We start from the raw sequence: 19,668 nt of genomic DNA, 5'->3' as shown, positions 1-19,668 counted from the left end.
TTGACGATGAAAACGATGAAATATATCAGCATATTGATCGCAGGATGGGCATTTTTGCTAACTGCCTGTGATGACTCATTTACCGAGCTAACCCCATTAGGCAGTATTACCTCAGGAAATTTCTGGACATCCAGTGAAGATGCTGTTACCGCAGCAAATGGATTGTACGAGCATTGGGATGACAACAACCTCTTTGGTAGGGGATTTATGTACCTAATAGCTGCATCTGATGACATTATGCAGGGCAGAACTGATGCAGCGGCAGCGGCCATGAGAAATTTCCAGGCTACTGGGCAGGAAGGACGGATGAGCAGCCTTTACCCTCGTTTATATACCGTGATTCAGCGAGCAAATAATATCATTGCCTTTGTTCCTGAAATGGATATCCCCCAAAACCTCAAAAACAGAGTGTTGGGAGAAGCCTATTTTATGAGGGCGCACTCCTATTTCTGGCTTGCACCGCGATTTGCGGATGAAAGGGCTGGCATCCCAATAGTCACCGAAGAAAACATGAACGAAAACTTCTTCCCAAGGCCTTCAAGTGTGGTGGAAAACTATCGAATGATCGAAGCTGATTTGAATAGGGCTGCTGACTTGTTGCCTTATTTTACTGAATATGCCAGTACCGACCTTGGGCGTGCACACAAGGATGCGGAAAATGCTTTCTTGGCAAAAACTTACCTCTACTGGGCGCATCATGACAACAGCAAGTGGGCGGAAGTAGTAACGCACTGTGACCTTGTCATCAACAGCCCCACTGGACGTGCCTTGATCAATACTGGCAATCCAGAGGAGGATTTTGCAAGCGTTTTTTATGTGGACAACAACTTTTCTTCGGAATATGTGTTTTCCACTGTTTCCAGCAATGAAAGAGGTCAAATTCTCCCTGGCGTGATGCTGGAAAATACAGGTTGGGGCCTCTACAACGGTTGGGGAACCTTCTCGCCTACTCTGGAATTGTACAATGCATTTGAAGAAGGTGACCCCAGAAGAAGTGCCACCTTGCTGGAATTCGGGGATGAGTTTATGTTTCTTGGAGAACCCAGAAGATACTACTCCGGTAATTCCTGGACAGGCATACAAGTCAACAAATACATGCACCCTTATAGGTTTCCGGAAGAAGTGCACCTGAACCCAAATGGCAACTACGTGACCACTAACCTTAACATTCCCCTAATCCGCTTTGCAGAAATCCTGCTAATGAAATCCGAGGCCTTAATCATGCAAGGACAAAATGGGGACCAACCTTTAAACCTTGTACGGGAAAGGGCCGGCTTGGCTGCAAAAATCAATGCCACTCTTGAGGACCTGAAACAAGAACGAAGGGTAGAACTGGCTGCTGAATATGCAGACAGGCACCTAGACCTGATTCGATGGGGCGATGCCCAGGCGGCCTATTCCCAACCGGCCACGGGTAGAGACCATTTTAACAAAACCGATCCAGACTCTGACTACGAGGTGTATGAGGTTTGGCCTGCCAGGACATTCAATCCTAATATTCATCATGTCTGGCCAATTCCACCAAATGTGCTAGCGGTTTCCGGTATAGAACAAAACCAAGGCTGGTAAAAAATGAAATAATTAAGTCCTGACCCTTACCTTTAGGGTTGGGACTTATTCTCATTCCTCGACTAATAGGAATTACTGCTGTAACCAACATTTCTAATGCTAAAAACACTATTTACCCTTTTGATATCATTTGGGCTTGGACTAATACTGTACGCTCAAGAAATAAAAATCCACAGTCACAATGATTACCTTCAGGAGGTCCCCTTTTGGGAAGCTTATGCCAATGGCTTAAATTCTATAGAAGCAGATGTACTTTTAAAAAACGGGACCCTTTATGTGGCTCATGAGGAAGAAAATATCCATCCCAAACGCACACTTGCTTCCCTTTACCTTGAACCTATTGCCAAGGCCTATGACTTAGAAATTCGGAACCGACAACCCTTTCAACTTTTAATCGATATTAAAACGGAGGCATATGCTACCTTGGATAGTATTATCAGCGAACTTCAAAAGTATCCGGACTTGTGGGAAGGTAACTCAGCAAACCCAATTGCGAAAATCGTAATTTCGGGAAACAGGCCGCCTCCATCCGCATACACTGATTATCCGCCCTTTATATTCTTTGACCACCAGAGCTTCGGTGATTTGGAAAAGGTAAACCTGGAAAAGGTTGCCCTTATAAGTCTTAGCTTCAGGGGTTTTTCACAATGGAACGGAAAGGGTAGACTCACAGACAAGGACTTAGAAGAGATAAAACCTGTGATTAGGCAGGCAAAAGAATGGGGAAAACCTTTTAGGTTTTGGGCCACACCTGATAGCAAAACAGCCTGGAAAGCCCTTCATGAATTGGGGGTTGATTACATTAACACAGACCACCCCTATCCTGCCCAGACCTACTTAAGTTCCCTGTCTCAAAGATTGTACACCACTCCCAATCTCAGAGAAATCTACAGACCAACCTTTGAGTCTGACGGAGCCCAGAGTGCCATAAAAAATGTTATTCTGATGATAGGTGACGGAAATGGGATGGCACAAATTTCCTCCTCTTTATACGCCAATGGCAATCGGCTTACATTGGCAGAGCTGAAAAAAATGGGATGGATCAAAACCCAATCGGAGGACGACTTTACCACGGATTCTGCTGCTGCTGGTACCGCTTTGGCATCGGGCCAAAAGGTGAAAAACCGAAGCGTGGGTGCTTTGCCAGATGGTAGGCCTGTAGAAAACCTTCCAGAGTACCTCCAAAAATACAACTTTGCCACTGGAATAGTCACCACCGACAATGTAACTGGGGCAACGCCTGCGGCGTTTTATGCCCACCAACCCGAAAGGGATGACATCGCACTTATTGCCTCAGATTTGGTCTCCAGTCCGTTAAATCTTTTTATCGGTGGTGGGAAAAATGACTTCCTTAGGTACGGCAAGGACGAAACCCAATCCCTTATGGAGGCTGGTTTTTTCCTTAAAAGCAGTCTGGGCGAGGTAGAAAATGCAACAGAGCAGAAAGTTGGCTATTTTGCTTCCCATCACAGCATGCCTTCAGTCCTAAAGGGAAGAGAGAGCTTTTTGGCTTCAGCCACTAGAGCAGCATTAGATTTTCTAGACAGGAAAGAACAACCATTTATGCTAATGATAGAAGGTGCCTATATTGATGGAGGTGGTCACCTTAACCACGCCCCTACTGTCATTGAAGAAGGTTTGGATTTCGATGAAGCCATTGCCACAGCATTAGCTTTTGCGGATAGAGACGGAGCAACCCTAGTAATCATTACAGCCGACCATGAAACTGGCGGAATAACTTTGCCACAAGGGAATCTTCAAGAAAATGTAGTAGAAATGGAGTTCTCCACTAAGGACCATACCGGCATCCCGGTGCCTGTATTTGCCTATGGCCCGCATTCCGGTGAATTTCAGGGAATTTATGAAAACACCGAAATATTTCATAAAATAGTCATGTTACTAGAAAAATATCTCAAAAAGTAGCCAATCATTGGGGAAAACCACCCCCGCCTTTTGGCTCCTCGCAATTTGATTTCTCAACAATGTTTCTGATAATGGAATCTAGTTCTTTGGCAGTGCGCTCCAAGTGGTCAAGGCAACTGGACCATTCTTCCTCTGGCATATCATGATAGGTGATTAATTGCACCAACCCCATAAGCCTGCACAAGGGAGCTCTTACCTGATGGGATTGCACTTTGGCAATTTCCTTTAAAGCCTCTTGCTGTTTTACTTCTCGGGTTATGTCCGAAACGATAAATAAATTGTTTTTGGGGAAATACCCTGCAAAAGCTTTGAATTTTACCATTCTCCTTTTGCCGTCCTTTTGAACCATTGCTATGACACCCTCCATTTTGCCCTGTCTTAAAAACTCCTCCCAATAATGCTGGAAGGAAGTCTCCTCATCCATGACCATCAAATTTTTGGCATGTAGCCCCATCAACTCATCATGGCTAAATCCAAGGAGCGAACACGCTGCCTGGTTCGATTGTACATAGTTACCCGAAAGATCCGTCAAGAAGACTGCATCAAAGGTATGTTCAAAAACAGCCTTAAATACTTTCGAAGCCTTAATTTTATCTTGGGTTTCCATAATCTTACATTCAAATTATCCTAATTGATAATAAATATAATCAATAGTTTTTAAAATGCATTATTTATAATGTGAAAAAATAAAATTATTATATAAAAATCATAAGTTGAAAAAAAATTGCCCAAAATACTTCCAAATCTTAAAATAGGAAGATTAAAACATAAATAATTAATGATAAAGTTTAATAATTAGAAAAAATAACTGTAGTTTTTTTGTTAAACTACTCTAATTTGTTTATGAACACCCTTCAACGTAAAAGCAACGGCAAATCCGGAAATGATATGCCAAATTCCCCACCATCCAGCAATGATAGCCATCCCTCCAAGACCGTTGAAAAAAGTAAATATCAGAAGCAATGCCAACCCGGAATTTTGAATACCTGTTTCTATGGTAAGTGTTTTGGTGTCAGCCCAGGAAAGACGAAAAACCCTGGCCAGAAAAAATCCCGAAAACAATGCAAACAAATTATGGGAGAGCACCCAACCAAAAATCAAGAAAATGAATTTCAGGAAATTTTCGTAATTGCTGTAAAAGGCTACTAGGACAATGGTGGCAAAAATAGCAATGCTAATCGGCTTCAAGAATGCACTTAGTGCAAGGGAGGCCTTGGGTAGGCGTTGTCCCACAAGTATCCCTAGTGCCAAGGGCACCCCTAAAATCAAAGCAACCGTTTGAAAAACCTGAAAATAATCGAGGCTAATTTCTTTTAAAATAGCTGCCGTCGGGGGATACATCCCAGCCCAAAAGGCAAAGTTTAATGGGGTCAACACAATAGCAGATACCGTTGCAAAGGCCGTGAGGGTGACAGACAGGGCTGTATTTCCCCCAGCGAAATTGGTAAGGAAATTGGAGATATTCCCACCTGGGCATGCTGCAACCATAAACATCCCCAAAGCAACGCTGGGAATGGGGGACACCCACCAAACCAGCACAAAAGTGAGGAAAGGAAGCAATAAAAACTGCGCCACAACGCCAAGAAAAAAGGGCTTGGGATAATTCCAAAGGTTTTTGAAATCCTTTATCCTGATCTCCAATGCCACACCAAACATGATAATGGCCAGGGAAATATTTAAAAGCAGAAGGGAATCCCCATCAAAATGCAACTGACTTTGGTCCAGTTCTGACAACATAAGAGAATTTTGGGTCAAATTTATGCAATAAAAGCCCTAGGCAAAATTTCGATACTACCATTAATTTTAATAAATTTGACCATTGAAAATTTTGGTAGGGACAATTTTCCGTGCCGTTTTGATTATTATGGTTGGAATTTTACCCCTCTAACCAAAATCAACCTCAAACCAAAACTTTTACTTATAATAAATTCAACAGAACAGAATCGTTAAAATCATGGGAAAAATCAAAGTAGGTATTAATGGATTCGGAAGAATCGGTAGACTTGTATTTCGCGCAGCTCAAGAGAGACAGGATATTGAAGTAGTAGGCATCAATGACCTGATCGACGTGGACTACATCGCCTACATGCTTAAATACGATTCCACTCACGGGAAATTCAATGGTGACGTGGAAGTAAAAAATGGCAAATTGGTGGTGAATGGACAGGCTATTCGCATCACTTCTGAAAAAGACCCTGCAAATCTGAAATGGTCTGAAGTGGGAGCAGAATATGTAGTGGAATCCACCGGACTGTTCTTGACCAAAGAAAAAGCACAAGGCCATATCGATGCTGGTGCCAAGAAAGTGATCATGTCTGCACCTTCCAAAGACGACACTCCTATGTTTGTGATGGGTGTAAATGAGTCAAGTTATACTTCCGACATGAATTTCGTGTCAAATGCTTCCTGTACCACTAACTGCTTGGCTCCATTGGCCAAGGTAGTAAATGACAATTGGGGCATAGAAGAAGGACTTATGACTACAGTACACGCCACCACGGCAACCCAAAAAACAGTTGACGGCCCATCTGCCAAAGACTGGAGAGGTGGGAGAGGTGCGGGACAGAACATCATCCCCTCCTCTACCGGTGCTGCCAAAGCTGTTGGGAAAGTTATACCTGAGCTCAATGGTAAACTAACTGGCATGGCCTTTAGGGTGCCCACACCAAATGTTTCTGTAGTGGACCTTACGGTGAGACTTTCCAAAGCCGCCAGCTATGAAGAAATTTGTGCCAAAATGAAGGAAGCTTCCGAAGGTGACCTGAAAGGGATTTTAGGATATACAGAGGATGCCGTGGTATCCAATGACTTTATTGGTGATGCACGAACTTCCATTTTTGACGCAGGAGCCGGCATCCAACTTAGCGACAAATTCGTGAAGTTGGTGTCCTGGTATGACAACGAATGGGGTTACTCCAATAAAGTAGTCGATCTTTTGGAATATATCGCTTCCAAATAAGACTTCAAGCACCCCTTAAACGGGGTGCTTTTTTTTACTTTTCAAACAGTACTTTTAGGCTAAATTCAGTCTCTGCCTCCCTTAAACCATTTTTATAATGGCCTGAATCCTCTTCAGTGCTGTATTTAGGGAAAAGTCTAATTTGTTATGAGAAAAATAAGTGGAATAGGTTTACTTTTATTGCTTTGGGTGACGAGCGTGTCTGCATTTCAATACCCTCCTAAAGAGCAATGGTGGGAACCTGTGAAAGATGAAGAGTACCTGCAAGAAAAGTCAATTATTATTCCTACAAGCAAACCGGTAAGCAGTTTGGCCGTCTTGGGAGACCAATGTTTTGCAGTATTAGACGGAGAAGTACATTTGCTAAAAGAAAAAACTCTGACCAAAACCCAAGGATCTCCTTCAGGTATAAACAAATTGATGGTGCTGAAGGAAGACCTATTTGCACTTTCAAATCATGGGCTTTTCCAGTTTTCTGCGGGTAACTGGATGAAATTGGAGGAATCCCCTTTTGTGGATGCCTGTATGCACCTTGGGACTCCCCATTTTGCCACAACTGACCATATTTTTCGGTTGGAGAATGGAAACCTTGTAAATATAGAACCAGAAGGAGGATATCTCTCCAGTGATATAACAATGGTCATGGAAGACGGTAGCCAGGTATTGGCAGATCCTGTTAAGCTATCCCCAATAGAAAAAATAGAAAGTTATAGCGGAACATTACATATCCTTCAGCCCGGCCAACTGATACAGCTAGATGGAAGTGTTGTGAACGAGTATTTTATTGATTGGGGGCAATTGCCATCAAAAAACACCCGGGAAATGCTCAGCAGAGGAGGGCAACTTTATATAAGTTCCGATAGGGGGTTAGCCGAATTGCGGGGGGCGACCATGCGCAATTTTAGAGGGGAAGATGGATTACCTGTTGAGGACACGCGTAGCCTGACCTTGGGATTTGATAATGACATCTGGATAGGAACCTCCAGAGGGGCCGTAAGAAGGGTCAATGATAAGGATTATCACTATTTTGGGGCTTCGCATTGGCTACCTGACAACCATGTTCATGACATTGCGGTAGGAGACAATATTGTTTTCATTGGAACAGATACCGGCATAGGTATCCTACAATATTTCCCCTTTACACTGGCTCAAAAAAACGCTTATTACGAAAGCCATTTGGAAAAATGGGGACATAAAAGAATGGGCTTCATCCATACCCTATACGACTATGAAGGGGAGTGGCTGAGGGAAATCAGTGACAACGACGGGGGGCATACTGCCACCTATTTAGCGGCTATGAGCTATAAATATGCTGTAACAGGTGAGCAAACCGCCAGGTCGGAAGCTGTAGACGCTTTCCAGGCCATGGTTTGGTTGGAAAGGATCACTCCTATAGACGGATTGATTGCCAGGTCCATCTGGTCCCGAAAAGGGGATACCGGGGAAATGGGCCAACGAGGTTCAGGCGGTCTTCCTGCCAAATGGAATGCCACTGCAGACAGCCTATGGTATTGGAAAGGAGATGCCTCCAGCGATGAGGTAATTGCCCACTTTTACTCAGTGGCAATTTTTCACGACCTGGTGGCAGAGGGCAAAGAAAAGGAACTTGCTAAAGCCCATATGACCCGAATCGCAGGCTATATAATAGAAAACGGTTGGGTTCTCATAGACTTTGACGGGAAGCCAACCCGATGGGGAAGATGGAACCCAGAGTACCTGCTTAGGCCTTACGGATGGGATGATAAAGGGGTAAACGGACTTGAGGCTTTGGCATTTTCTAGGGCGGCCTATGAGGCCAGTAAGGATCCGAAATTCCTTGAAGCCTACCAGCAGCTAGTCGAGTGGGGCTATCCTGAAAACACCATTAGACAGAAAAAAACCTTTCCGCCTTCCACCATAGCCCCTTGGGATGACAACCTTGCCTTTGAAAGCTATATGACCTTGATGCGGTATGAAGATGACCCCGAATTGAACTCAATTTACTGGAGAAGCCTGGAGAGAACCTATGAAATAAAAAGAATGGAGCAGATCCCCTGGTTTAATTTCTCCTATGCTGCCTTGACAGGCAATAATGCTGAATTGAAGGAAGCTGTCCAACACCTGAGGGAATGGACACTGGACTGCAGAGAACATCCCTACAAAAACTCCCACAGAGATGATCTCTTCGTGGATCCTTCTTATATTTCCTACGAGGGAGGCCTTAAGGCAATCAGCCCAAGAGAAAAGGCGGTAACGCGAGGAAGCAGGAGGGCTATAGTTCTGGATGGAGGCAGTGGGAAAAAAATCATGGAACCATTGGGATTTATCAGGGATTATTGGATGGGAAGATACTATGGTTTTATTCATTCCCCTGAAAGTGAAAAAAAATTACCCAAGGAACTAGAACCCGATACGGGAGGCGCAAAACCTTATAAAGGTCCCAAAAGACCTGATTTCTTATAAACCACACCTTAGTTTTAAAATTGTAGAAAAGGATGCCCTAATCAGGACATCCTTTTTTTGTCAAAAATTTGTAATTGTACGACATAAATATGTAAATGGTAAGCAATTTTTTTTTCTTATTTTTGATCATAACCCATTACTAACCATAACCCTAACCTAAATATGAAAGGAATTAATAACCTCATGGCAATTTATTTTTTGCCCCCTTGCTATTTTTCATGTAAATATTCCAAGAACCAATCAAATGGAACCGTAAGTATTAAGCAGGACGCTGAAAAAGACCATGACCTGATCAACCAATATGTTGAAGCTATACAAAAAGGGGATTTTCAACTTGCGGCCATGTTGCTGCACCCAAACTTTATGGCCCATGGGCCGGAAGTAGGCAAATCCCGAAACAAAAGGCAGGAAATGAGTTATTGGAGAGCATTGCATCTCCATTGCAAAGATGTGGAACTCAAAAAACCTGGACTTGTGAGCCTTAAAGTAAATGAAGGCTTTTGTAAAGGAGATTGGATGCTTGGTTGGGGCAATTATAAAATCACCAATTGCAAAGAAAAAAACACCTTAAGCGGTTGTTACCACATGGCAGCCAAAACCGACGGGTACCGCATAATTGAAATCCAGTTTTGGTACGAGCATAACCATTCCAGCATTTAAGCAAAAAGTGTGTCACAGGCTACTTTTTTCTTTCTCAAACTTTATGACTACTTTTGCCTATACTTTAGGGGTGCCAAAAGGCTGAGAACAGACCCTCATGACCTGACGCAGTTAATACTGCCGTAGGGAAAAGTTATCCAAAGCTTTTTAGTCATTCCTGAAGTATTCGTAAACCAGCTAATGTTACAGGAATGGAAATCACCTTAAACAACAATCCCTATAAACTTCCGGAAGACCAGGAATACACCGTATTGGCACTAGTAAAGGATAAATTTCCCGATAGCCAAAAAGGAGTGGCAGTAGCTATTGAGAATGAGGTTTTGCCTAGGGAAGAATGGATAAACCGCACTCTTAATGCCAATGACAAAGTCCATATCTTCAGGGCAATTCAGGGAGGATGAGGCTTATAGTAGTGGTGATATCTGCACCGGAACCAGTACCTGAAGAGGGCAAAAGGATTACCCAGTTATTTGAAGCGGGATTAGACCTATTCCACATCAGAAAACCCAAAGGAAAAATAGAAGAAGTAGCCAAACTATTGGATGATATCCCCAACTGCTACCATGAAAGAGTTGCCTTTCATCAGCACCACGATTGGGTGCGGCGCCAAGGTTTTAGAAGATTACATTTCCCCTCCTACTTAAGGAGACAACTCACCTTGGACAAAATCAAGGACTTGGAAAGCAAAAACAACAAATTGAGTACTTCCATACACGAGATTGCGACTATGGATAAACTCGGTACCACCTTTTCCTATTCCTTTCTTGGCCCGGTTTTTCCCAGTATTAGTAAACCTGGGTACCAACCAAAAGCCAATTTTCTAACCAAAACCCTGCCTAAAAGCACTACTGATTTGATTGCGCTGGGGGGCATAAAAGCAAGTAATATCCTTGAAGTTGCAAAGGCAGGGTTTGAGGGGATTGCTTTATTGGGAAGTATTTGGTCATTTCCTCCCCAGCAGGGGCTTGTCCATTTTAAAGAAAGTATGCAAACCGTAGAATTAAGCTCCACATAATGGAGAGACTCCAATTCATATCTCAAGGGGATTCCTTGTCTAAACAGAAATCGGCTATACGAACCGCTTTGTTTGCAGGATGCAAATGGGTACAATTAAGGTTCAAGGGTGCCTCTGAAATGGAATTCCTAACTTTGGCCAAAGAGGTAAAACCAATTTGTGCCGAATTCGGATCCCTATTAATCATCAATGACAATGTAAAGGTAGCCGAGGAAATAGATGCCGACGGAGTGCACCTGGGCCTACAGGACATGCCCATTGAGCAAGCCCGGGCCATAATCGGAAAGGAAAAAATCATCGGGGGCACAGCAAATACCTTATCCGACCTCCAACAAAGAACTGCGGAGGGATGCGATTATATTGGGCTAGGGCCCTTAAGGTTTACCCCCACAAAGAAAAACCTAAGCCCCCTACTGGGGATGGAAGGATACAAAAGACTACTAAGTAACATTAAAGGGACACCTCCAATTATTGCCATCGGTGGTATTCGGGTTTCCGATATCGAAGCATTAATGGCAGCAGGGATATTTGGTGTGGCTATTTCCAGTACCATTGTCCACCATTCCCAACCTAAAACCTTAATTCAGCAAATCCATGAGAAATTTCAAAGACATATTGAAAATTGCCGATAGTCCTTTCAAATCGAGGCTATTATTGGGTACAGGGAAATTTGGGTCACCCTCAGAGATGCAATCAGCCATAGTGGAATCTGAAACCGAAATGGTGACAGTGGCCTTAAAAAGGGTAGATAGCAGGAAAAAAGAGGATGACTTACTTACGTATATCAACAGGGATAGGGTTCGGCTTTTACCCAACACCTCAGGGGCAAGAACCGCAAAAGAAGCTGTATTTGCTGCCAAGCTTGCGAGGGAAGCATTGGAAACCAATTGGCTGAAACTGGAAATTCACCCTGATCCAAAATACCTGATGCCCGATCCCATTGAAACCCTAAAAGCAACTGAGGAACTTGTCAAGGAAGGGTTTATCGTTCTCCCCTATATCCATGCCGACCCCGTATTGTGTAAGCGGCTGGAGGAAGTGGGAACCGCAGCCGTAATGCCACTGGGATCTCCCATAGGCACAAACAAGGGATTAAAGAGTGCCACTTTTCTGGAAATCATCATTGAACAATCCACGGTACCAGTAATCGTCGATGCTGGAATAGGTAGCCCTTCCCATGCGGCAGAAGCCATGGAAATGGGGGCGGATGCAGTGTTAGTCAACACGGCTATCGCAGTAGCCAACCATCCTCCAGAAATGGCAGAGGCCTTCAAATTGGCCGTTATTGCCGGGAGATTGGCGTATGAGTCCGGGTTAGGACCGAAGGGAAATACGGCCGAGGCCTCCAGCCCACTTACCGGATTTCTAAATGATTAATTTAACAAGGATGAACAGCTTTCTACAGCAATTCCAAAAGACGGATTGGTTGGATATCCAAAGGCGCATTTATGGGCAAGGGAACATAGATGTTAAAAGGGCTCTAGCAAAGAAGAAAAGGGATTTGACAGACCTTATGGCTTTGCTTTCACCGGAGGCCATGCCCTACCTGGAAGAAATGGCCCAAATCAGCCAAAAGATCACCCAAGAAAGATTCGGCAAAACCATACAGCTATTTGCTCCAATGTATGTAAGTAACGAATGTCAGAATATTTGTACTTATTGCGGCTTTAGCTTTACCAACCAAATCCCCAGAAAAACCCTAACCGAAGAAGAACTGCTTCAAGAAGCCAGTATCTTGAAAAAGCTAGGGTTTAACCATGTTTTGATCGTCTCAGGTGAGGCAAATTATACGGTAAACATCAACTATTTCAGTAAGGCAGTTGCTTTGTTAAGGAAGTACTTTGCAAATATCTCAATAGAAGTACAGCCACTTAGCCAGGAAGAGTACCAAAAACTTAATTTACTTGGGGTTCATTCCGTATTGGTTTACCAAGAGACCTATCATAGGGAAATATACAAGACTTACCATCCCAAGGGGAAAAAAGCCAACTTTGACTATAGGTTGACAACCCCTGACCGGATTGGGAAAGCGGGAATCCACAAGATCGGGCTTGGAGTATTATTGGGGTTAGCAGATTGGAGAACGGACAGCCTGTATTGTGCCCTTCATTTGGACTACCTCCAAAAGACCTATTGGAGGAGTAAATATTCCCTTTCTTTTCCGCGTATGCGACCCGCGGAAGGAATTGATTGGCAAGGAAAGGTAATGAGTGACAGGGAACTCGTGCAGTTGATCTGTGCCTATCGGCTATGGAACCCGGATCTTGAGTTGTCCCTTTCTACCCGAGAATCGGAGGTCTTTCGGGATCATGCCATTTCCCTGGGGGTAACCAGCATGAGCGCAGGCTCAAAAACCAACCCAGGTGGATATTCTGCAGAAGAAGATTCTTTGGAGCAGTTTTCCATAGACGACAATCGATCGCCAAAGCAAATCAGTAAGATTATCTCCTCCAAAGGGTACGACCCTGTTTGGAAGGATTGGGAGATTTTGGAATATTGAATAAGAACCTAATCGCTATTTATCCTTCCACCAAATTAATTTCATTCATCACTTCCGCAGTGAGGGCCAAAGACTCTTTCCTGTCACTTTCCTCATAAATATTGGTGGTGATCATGACTTCATTGATACCCGTACTACTAATTAGTTCTCGAATGCCCTTTTTTACAGATGCTGCGGTGCCAATATAGGAGTAAGATAGCATCCGTTGAAGGGCAAAAGCCTCCTCAGGAGACCAAACCTTGTCCATGTCATTCACGGGTGCCCGCAATGGGTAGGACTTACCTCTCAAAATTCCCAAAGCCATCTGTAAAAACGAGGTGGCCAAATAGTTGGCTTTTTCTTCGGATGCCGCAACAATCACATTGATACAGGCTATTCCATAAGGATGAGAGCAGGACTCTGAAGACCTGAAATTTTTGCGATAATAGCTCATAGCCTCCAAAAAGTAAGTTGGGGCGAAATGGCTGGCAAATACATAGGGCATACCCAATTGGGCAGATAGTCGTGCACTGCTCATACTGGAGCCCAAGAGATACATTGGAACTTTTAGCCCTTCTGCTGGAAAGGCACGTACCCCTCGTCCCTCTTCATACTCCAGAAAATACGCTTTTAGCTCCTCCAGGTCTTCGGGAAACTCCTGCACAGTCTCCATTCTGCCCCTTCTTAAGATACTAGCGGTCTTCTGGTCGGTTCCCGGAGCCCTTCCCAATCCCAAGTCAATCCTACCCGGATACAGCCTTTCCAGGGTACCAATTTGCTCTGCCACCATCAAAGGGCTATGATTGGGAAGCATAATCCCCCCGGCTCCCACACGAATGCGATGGGTTTGATGAGCGATATGACTCATCAAGACAATAGGAGCTACGCTACCCACCGCCGCCATGTTATGGTGCTCTGCTACCCAAAACCTATTGTAGCCCAAAGACTCCACATGCTGGGCTATATTTACACATCTCCTAAAAGCGGAACTATGATCCTCATCCTCCTTCAAAATTGCCAAGTCCAAGAAAGAATAGGGTATGGTTGATTCATCCTTCATATGAACCTTTAACTCTTTTCATTCCTAAATAATTCACCGTATTCACTGTCCAAGCCAAGTATAAATCAAGATCGTGATCAAACATAAGAAAATTGCCAAGGGCTTTGCAAAGCGCCATTCTTTCAAATCCAAAACCTGCACATCCTTACGGTCTTCTTTTTGTTCCCTGGGGAATTTTAGGCTTATCAAATACATTACCAGTAAATTAAGCAGGAATTCTATCCCCCAGATATGGATAAAATGCAACCCGATATCCCAAACGAAAGTGGTAAAAAGGTAAAAGGACAATCCGAGAACCAATCCTACCTTGGCACCAGTGGCAGAAATGTCAGGAATGAAAAATCCGGCCACTAGCACAGAAGCAATTGGGATAAAAAAAATACCATTTAGCTGTTGCATCAATTGGTAAAGCCCATCTGGGGCGTTACCCACCAATGGAGCCACCAGGATAGCCATAGCTGCCAGTATCAAGGAACTCAACCTTCCTACCCTAACCAATCTTTTGTCCGAGGCTTTGGGAGCCAACAATTTTTTGTAAATATCCAAACTAAATATGGTGGCAGCAGAATTCAGAACGCTATTGAATGTACTTAAAATTGCCCCTAAAACCACTGCAGCAAAAAAACCTACCAAGCTAATAGGCAACACCCTTTTCAGCAGAACTGGATAGATAAAATCCTGATCCTCAAAGTAGGTGTCTCGATAAAAATAAAAAGCGATAATACCTGGCAATACGATAATGAGGGGAACCAGGATTTTGAATACCCCTGTCAGCAGCAGCCCTTTTTGTGCCTCTGCCATATTTTTGGCCCCTAATGCCCTTTGTATGATGGTCTGGTTCATCCCCCAAAAATACAGCTGGTTTATCATCAGACCCGTAAACAGGGTGCTGAAAGGCAAGACGGAGTCCTCCTCCCCAATTACATTAAACTTCTCGGGAATGGTGTCATAAACCTTTTGCATGCCTTTCAGTATGCCTCCATCTCCTATCTCGTACAAGGCAAACGCCGGGACCATCAGCCCACCTATTACCAGCCCTATGGCATTGATACTGTCAGAGAGTGCTACAGCCTTGAGCCCTCCAAATATGGCGTACATAGAACCTATCACCCCTATGGTAAGAACGGTAATCCAGATCCCTTGGCCCCTATTCACCCCAAAAACCTCCGAAACGCCAAATATACTTTCCAAATTAATCGCACCGGTATAAAGTACTATGGGCAAAAGGGTGACTACGAAAGAAAGCATCAACAAAAAGGCCACGATCGTTTTTACAGTACTGTCATACCTTTTTTCAAGGTATTGAGGAATGGTAGTCAATCCCTTTTTCAGGTAAATTGGCAGGAAATACAGCGCAGCAATGGCCAGTGCAATAGCCGATGTCACCTCCCAGGCAATGATAATCATCCCGTTTTTATAGGCAGAACCATTCATTCCTATCAGGTGCTCCGTACTGATATTTGTAAGGATCATACTTCCGGCAATCACCCCTCCGGTGAGGGATCTACCACCCAAGAAGTAGCCATCCCTAGTATTTATATTGTCATTTCTGAGCTTGTACCAGCAAAAAAGGGCCACAAAGAGGGTAAACCCCACAAAGGAAATTACAGTAAGCATGGTTAGGTCGGGTGGGTCAAAATAATACCCCTCCAGAAGGTGGAGGGGCTATGTATAGGTATTATTTGCGTTTAAAATTTCAAAACCGGCGGTAGGTATTTGGCCACCAAATCCTCATAATAGGGTCTTAAGGCCTTGGCATCGGGTGCCACAGGTACCTTAGAATACAAGTCATAAGGGTTGAATTTGTCCACCCACTTAAACATTTCCCTGTCATGGTCATTTAACAGATGATCGTAAGCATTTTCCCGATGCTGGGAATAGAAGGAATGGTAACGTATCATATACAGAGCAGGCTCCGGAAGGTAGTCTTTCACCATTTGGTACAGATACTCGTCATGTCCCCAAGACATTTTTACATTATCCAGTCCACAATGATGACTATAGATTCCATATTTGCTGTTATACCTTTCATCCTCCGCATCAGGGTTTTCCTTAAAAAACTCCGGATATACTATACTGTCCGAATGCCTACATCCCACAGGAAAGGTGTCCCCGACCACAGCCCATTGGGGTTCTCCAAACAAGCATAAAACCTTTCCCATATCGTGTATAAAACCTGTCAGTACAAACCAATCAGGATGACCATCAGCCCTAATAGCCTCAGAGGTTTGTAGTAGATGCTGAAGTTGATCCAAATCAATATCTGGATCAGAATCATCCACCAAGGTGTTCAAATAATCGATGGCATCCCAAAAGGGCATCTCCTTCTTTTCAAACTTCAAGAATTCTTCCTCCTTGCTATTCACAAATTCAAAGGTTTGGTAGTGATGGTTAAGGCGATAAAACTCCCTGACCGTGTCCACCCTCCCTGAATCATGGTAATTGCGATAATCCTCTTTCGCTTTTTCCTGCTGAGACTTCGGAGAAGGATACCTTACCTTTAAGTCATCTTCCCATTCTTCAATATTTCTAAGTGGATTTTTCTCTTTTTCGCTATAAGGTGACTGCATGGCCTATCTTTTTTACATTCTGATGGAAAAATAAGCAAAATTTGTGCATTCTTTGATTTCCCAAACAAAATAATTATTTAACGCGAGAATTCAACCAACTTCGATTTGACTTCAGCCTTTACTCGCTTGAAAACCTCTGCATTAATTTTACTTTTAGAAATCACTTCCAATACCTTAGGCCTGATGGATTTTTTGTAAAAGGTGGGCAGCAGCTCAGCCAATTCTTCTTCCTTTGCCACCCTGTGGTATTCAAACCCAAATTCCCCTGCTAGGTGTCCGGCTACCAAGGATTGCGTGGTTTCGAAATATTCCTCCAACTCAGGGAGTTGGGCTGGACCATCAATCATCCTGAAAATCCCTCCAGCATGGTTGTTCAGCACCACAATACGTAGATTAGGCAGGTTGTATTGGTGCCAGAAAGCATTCCTATCGTAGAAGAAGGCCATATCTCCTGTAAGAAGTGTCACTGGTTCCTTGGTGGTAAACACACAGCCTACAGCCGTGCTGTTAGAACCGTCAATACCACTTGTACCTCGATTGGCGATTACCTCCACTCCTGTAGGCAAGTTGCCCAAGTAACTCACATATCTCACCGGCATGCTATTGGCAACGTGCAACTTTGAAGGGGTTGGAATAAATTCCATTAACCTATGGACAGTTTTCATTTCTCCAAATTCCATGTTGTCCATCAAAGAGGGGAGGTTTTGTGACACCTCCTTTTCGGCCTGCCACCAGGTATGGTAAAAATCCGCGGGGGCTTTGTCTAGGTTTTGGGTCAGAAATTGAAGGAAATGGGCGGGTGTTACTGCTATTATTTTCTCCAGATGTTGAAAGGTATCCGGTACCTGTGTCCCTTCTTGCAAATGCCAATGGGAGGCTTTGGATGCTCTCAGCCAATTTTTAAGCCCCTTCGAAAGAATGCTCTTGCCAAAACTGATCACCAAATCCGGCAGCAAAGGGGTGGTGTCTGGAAGGCCATTTAAAATCAAGTCGTGATGCCTTATGGTGTGTGCATGAAATTGGTTTCCAATAGCCTCACCGATTACCACTGCCTGTTGACTCTTGGATAGTTTAACCAGAGCTTCCCTGATGCTGGCAGAGGGCCTTTGCTGGCCCGGCAAAATAAGAACTTTGTTGAACGACTTTAATTTGTTCCCCAGCTTCACCTCCTCATCTTGATTCAATAGCTTTTGTCCCTGAATAAGGTTGAAGATTTTCAAGTCCTTATCAAAATCCATGGATTCCAATTGGGAAGGATAGAAAGGTTCCCGTATGGGAACATTTACGTGTACAGGTCCTTGAGGAAAGTCCATGGAGAGGTTTATTGCCTCATTTATCATCCTGTGCCCATGCCATTCCTTGTCCGGGTGAGCAGCAAGGTCCGGAAAGGTATAGCTGCCTTTCACGTGTTTTCCGTACAAGCCCTCTTGCCTTATGGTTTGACCGTCCCACTGATCAATCCATTCCGGGGGTCTGTCTGCTGTAAATAAGAGCAGGGGTATATGCTGAAAAAAGGCTTCAGCAACAGCAGGCGCATAATTCAAGGCTGCAGATCCACTGGTGCAAACTAGGGCGACAGGTTTTCCCAGTTGTTGTGCCATTCCCAAGGCGACAAAAGCCGCGCTCCTTTCATCGGGAATCACTCTGCAGTGGATTTCAGGGTGTCTCACAAAGGCCAATGTAATAGGGGCGCAGCGTGATCCAGGCGATAAAATCGCTTCTTTAATACCCTTTTTGGCACAAATGGATGCAATATCCACAATGGAGGTTAATATCAAGGCTATTTCCGGGTTTTAAGGTGTTTCCCAATTACGTCACATTTAAGCTCCGTCTCTTCCCATTCCTGGTCAGGCTCTGAATCCGCAGTAACCCCTGCTCCTGCATACAGCAGTATCCTTTTCCCCTGAAACTGGGCACACCTTAGATTGACAAACAAGGCCGTTTCTTGCTGTATATTTACTGGTCCTAAATACCCTGCAAAAAAGGACCTGTCGAATTTTTCGTGGGTGGCAATGAATTCCAGGGCCTTTTCCTTTGGCATACCGCAGACAGCAGAGGTAGGGTGGAGCAAATCCAACATTACCGAACCAAGCTGAGGGAAGTTTGTAGCATCCATATCCACCTTGAAATCAGACCTCAAGTGCAGAAGCTCACCGGCCAAACTGGTTTTTGGGCCTATTTCATCATATTCCCTTAACCTTATTTTTTTGAAGCAGTTAACGATATACCTGCTTACCATAGCCTGTTCTTCTATTTCCTTTTGGGTCCAACCAGCAGTTTTGATGGGGTTGTCCCCCTTAGCCTTTTGGGTACCCGCCAATGACATGGTATAGAAGAAGTTCTCCTTTGTTTGTATCAGAACCTCGGGTGTAGCACCGACCCAGGTGCCTACTTGGGGAATATGGAAAAAGTTTACAAAAGAATTCGGATAGGCTTCAAAAAGGTGCAAGAGGGTAGCCACCAAGTCAAAATGCCCTGGTAATTCTGCGGATTTTACCTTGGCAGGCACTACTTTAAACAGTTCCCCCTTTTCAATGGCTTCCACCCCTTTATTGACCGTTTTAAGGAAATCAGCCTTTCTGGTTATATTGTGATTTCCACTTTGGCTATTTTTGTTCCTTATGCCTGTCTTTTCCACCAAGAGTTCCTCTAATTTTGCAGGCCCAATTTCCTTGTTTGGCCATGGTCCTTCCTCATGGATGGACAAAGCAGGTTGATCCAATTCCAAGGAATAGTAATTCTTCGCCTGAATAAGTAAGGCCTTTTTTTCGGGAGTCTCCTGAAAAGGATGCAACAAGAATCCAGAAGGCAGGTCTTCTATCGTTGGGTTTACCCAAGTAGGTGCTTCATTATCCAGGATAATTTCCACCTTTTTTTCTTTGGGCCTTCTCCAAAGCGCAATTTGATGGTCACCTGCGAGCCCATATGCCAGTAGGTTTGCCAAGTATTCCTTAAGCTGTACTCCCTTTTCTCCAATTGATAGCTCCATAT

17 protein-coding genes and 1 riboswitch are annotated in these 19,668 nt (G+C 43.9%); of the genes, 10 read left to right on the top strand and 7 right to left on the bottom strand.

Annotation, left to right across the window (positions count from 1 at the left end):
- Nucleotides 1-6: 6 nt before the first annotated feature.
- On the top strand, nt 7-1,569 hold the full coding sequence (locus DB520_RS07780) for a RagB/SusD family nutrient uptake outer membrane protein (protein ID WP_198675268.1): 1,563 nt from the start codon (nt 7-9) through the stop codon (nt 1,567-1,569).
- Nucleotides 1,570-1,665: 96 nt separating this feature from the next.
- A complete protein-coding gene (locus DB520_RS07775; protein WP_114749124.1) occupies nt 1,666-3,492 on the top strand; it encodes an alkaline phosphatase in 1,827 nt (608 codons plus the stop codon).
- A gap of 4 nt (nt 3,493-3,496) precedes the next feature.
- Here DB520_RS07775 and DB520_RS07770 read toward each other — a convergent pair whose 3' ends face one another.
- On the bottom strand, nt 3,497-4,099 hold the full coding sequence (locus tag DB520_RS07770; RefSeq protein WP_114749123.1) for a PAS domain S-box protein: 603 nt from the start codon (nt 4,097-4,099) through the stop codon (nt 3,497-3,499).
- Nucleotides 4,100-4,314: 215 nt separating this feature from the next.
- A complete protein-coding gene (locus DB520_RS07765; protein ID WP_114749122.1) occupies nt 4,315-5,229 on the bottom strand; it encodes a bile acid:sodium symporter family protein in 915 nt (304 codons plus the stop codon).
- A 217-nt stretch (nt 5,230-5,446) separates the two neighbouring features.
- On the opposite strand from DB520_RS07765, the gene gap reads away from it, so the two are divergent.
- The 8 genes from gap (at nt 5,447) to thiH (ending at nt 13,068) form a co-directional block, all read left to right on the top strand.
- A complete protein-coding gene (gap, locus tag DB520_RS07760; RefSeq protein ID WP_114749121.1) occupies nt 5,447-6,451 on the top strand; it encodes a type I glyceraldehyde-3-phosphate dehydrogenase in 1,005 nt (334 codons plus the stop codon).
- Between the two features lie 147 nt (nt 6,452-6,598).
- The gene (locus DB520_RS07755; RefSeq protein WP_114749120.1) at nt 6,599-8,893 is read left to right on the top strand and encodes a hypothetical protein; all 2,295 of its coding nucleotides are present in this window, start codon (nt 6,599-6,601) and stop codon (nt 8,891-8,893) included.
- A 162-nt stretch (nt 8,894-9,055) separates the two neighbouring features.
- Nucleotides 9,056-9,553 (top strand): hypothetical protein, encoded by a 498-nt coding sequence (locus DB520_RS07750; protein ID WP_114749119.1) that lies wholly within the window; start codon nt 9,056-9,058, stop codon nt 9,551-9,553.
- Nucleotides 9,554-9,609: 56 nt separating this feature from the next.
- Nucleotides 9,610-9,699: riboswitch (TPP riboswitch) on the top strand.
- Nucleotides 9,700-9,744: 45 nt separating this feature from the next.
- Nucleotides 9,745-9,954 (top strand): sulfur carrier protein ThiS, encoded by a 210-nt coding sequence (thiS, locus tag DB520_RS07745; RefSeq protein ID WP_114749118.1) that lies wholly within the window; start codon nt 9,745-9,747, stop codon nt 9,952-9,954.
- Nucleotides 9,951-10,568 carry a thiamine phosphate synthase gene (locus tag DB520_RS07740; RefSeq protein WP_114749117.1) on the top strand — a complete coding sequence of 206 codons (618 nt, stop codon included), beginning with the start codon at nt 9,951-9,953 and terminating at the stop codon, nt 10,566-10,568. The genes thiS and DB520_RS07740 overlap by 4 nt, the downstream gene beginning before the upstream one ends.
- A complete protein-coding gene (locus DB520_RS07735) occupies nt 10,568-11,200 on the top strand; it encodes a thiamine phosphate synthase (RefSeq protein ID WP_198675267.1) in 633 nt (210 codons plus the stop codon). Before DB520_RS07740 ends, DB520_RS07735 begins: the two co-directional genes overlap by 1 nt.
- A complete protein-coding gene (locus tag DB520_RS07730; protein WP_114749115.1) occupies nt 11,163-11,945 on the top strand; it encodes a thiazole synthase in 783 nt (260 codons plus the stop codon). Before DB520_RS07735 ends, DB520_RS07730 begins: the two co-directional genes overlap by 38 nt.
- Before the next feature lie 10 nt (nt 11,946-11,955).
- Nucleotides 11,956-13,068 (top strand): 2-iminoacetate synthase ThiH, encoded by a 1,113-nt coding sequence (thiH, locus tag DB520_RS07725; protein WP_114749114.1) that lies wholly within the window; start codon nt 11,956-11,958, stop codon nt 13,066-13,068.
- 19 nt (nt 13,069-13,087) lie between these two features.
- Here the strand turns inward: thiH and DB520_RS07720 are convergent, their stop codons facing one another.
- From DB520_RS07720 to DB520_RS07700, 5 genes are all read right to left on the bottom strand, one after another.
- On the bottom strand, nt 13,088-14,107 hold the full coding sequence (locus DB520_RS07720) for an LLM class flavin-dependent oxidoreductase (RefSeq protein ID WP_114749113.1): 1,020 nt from the start codon (nt 14,105-14,107) through the stop codon (nt 13,088-13,090).
- A 42-nt stretch (nt 14,108-14,149) separates the two neighbouring features.
- The gene (locus DB520_RS07715) at nt 14,150-15,724 is read right to left on the bottom strand and encodes a solute:sodium symporter family transporter (protein ID WP_114749112.1); all 1,575 of its coding nucleotides are present in this window, start codon (nt 15,722-15,724) and stop codon (nt 14,150-14,152) included.
- Nucleotides 15,725-15,795: 71 nt separating this feature from the next.
- Nucleotides 15,796-16,677, bottom strand: coding sequence for an inositol oxygenase family protein (locus DB520_RS07710; RefSeq protein ID WP_114749111.1), 882 nt, complete (start codon nt 16,675-16,677; stop codon nt 15,796-15,798).
- 77 nt (nt 16,678-16,754) lie between these two features.
- The gene (gene menD / locus DB520_RS07705) at nt 16,755-18,455 is read right to left on the bottom strand and encodes a 2-succinyl-5-enolpyruvyl-6-hydroxy-3-cyclohexene-1-carboxylic-acid synthase (protein ID WP_114749110.1); all 1,701 of its coding nucleotides are present in this window, start codon (nt 18,453-18,455) and stop codon (nt 16,755-16,757) included.
- A 2-nt stretch (nt 18,456-18,457) separates the two neighbouring features.
- Nucleotides 18,458-19,666: a chorismate-binding protein gene (locus DB520_RS07700; RefSeq protein ID WP_114749109.1), complete on the bottom strand. Its 1,209-nt coding sequence runs from the start codon at nt 19,664-19,666 to the stop codon at nt 18,458-18,460.
- Between the last annotated feature and the right edge of the window lie 2 nt (nt 19,667-19,668).

The sequence above is a fragment of the Pleomorphovibrio marinus genome (assembly GCF_003347495.1).
GTDB classification, from domain to species: Bacteria; Bacteroidota; Bacteroidia; order Cytophagales; family Cyclobacteriaceae; genus Pleomorphovibrio; species Pleomorphovibrio marinus.
The sequence above is the reverse complement of the archived record's forward strand: the minus strand, read 5'-3'. Positions and strand labels throughout refer to the sequence as shown.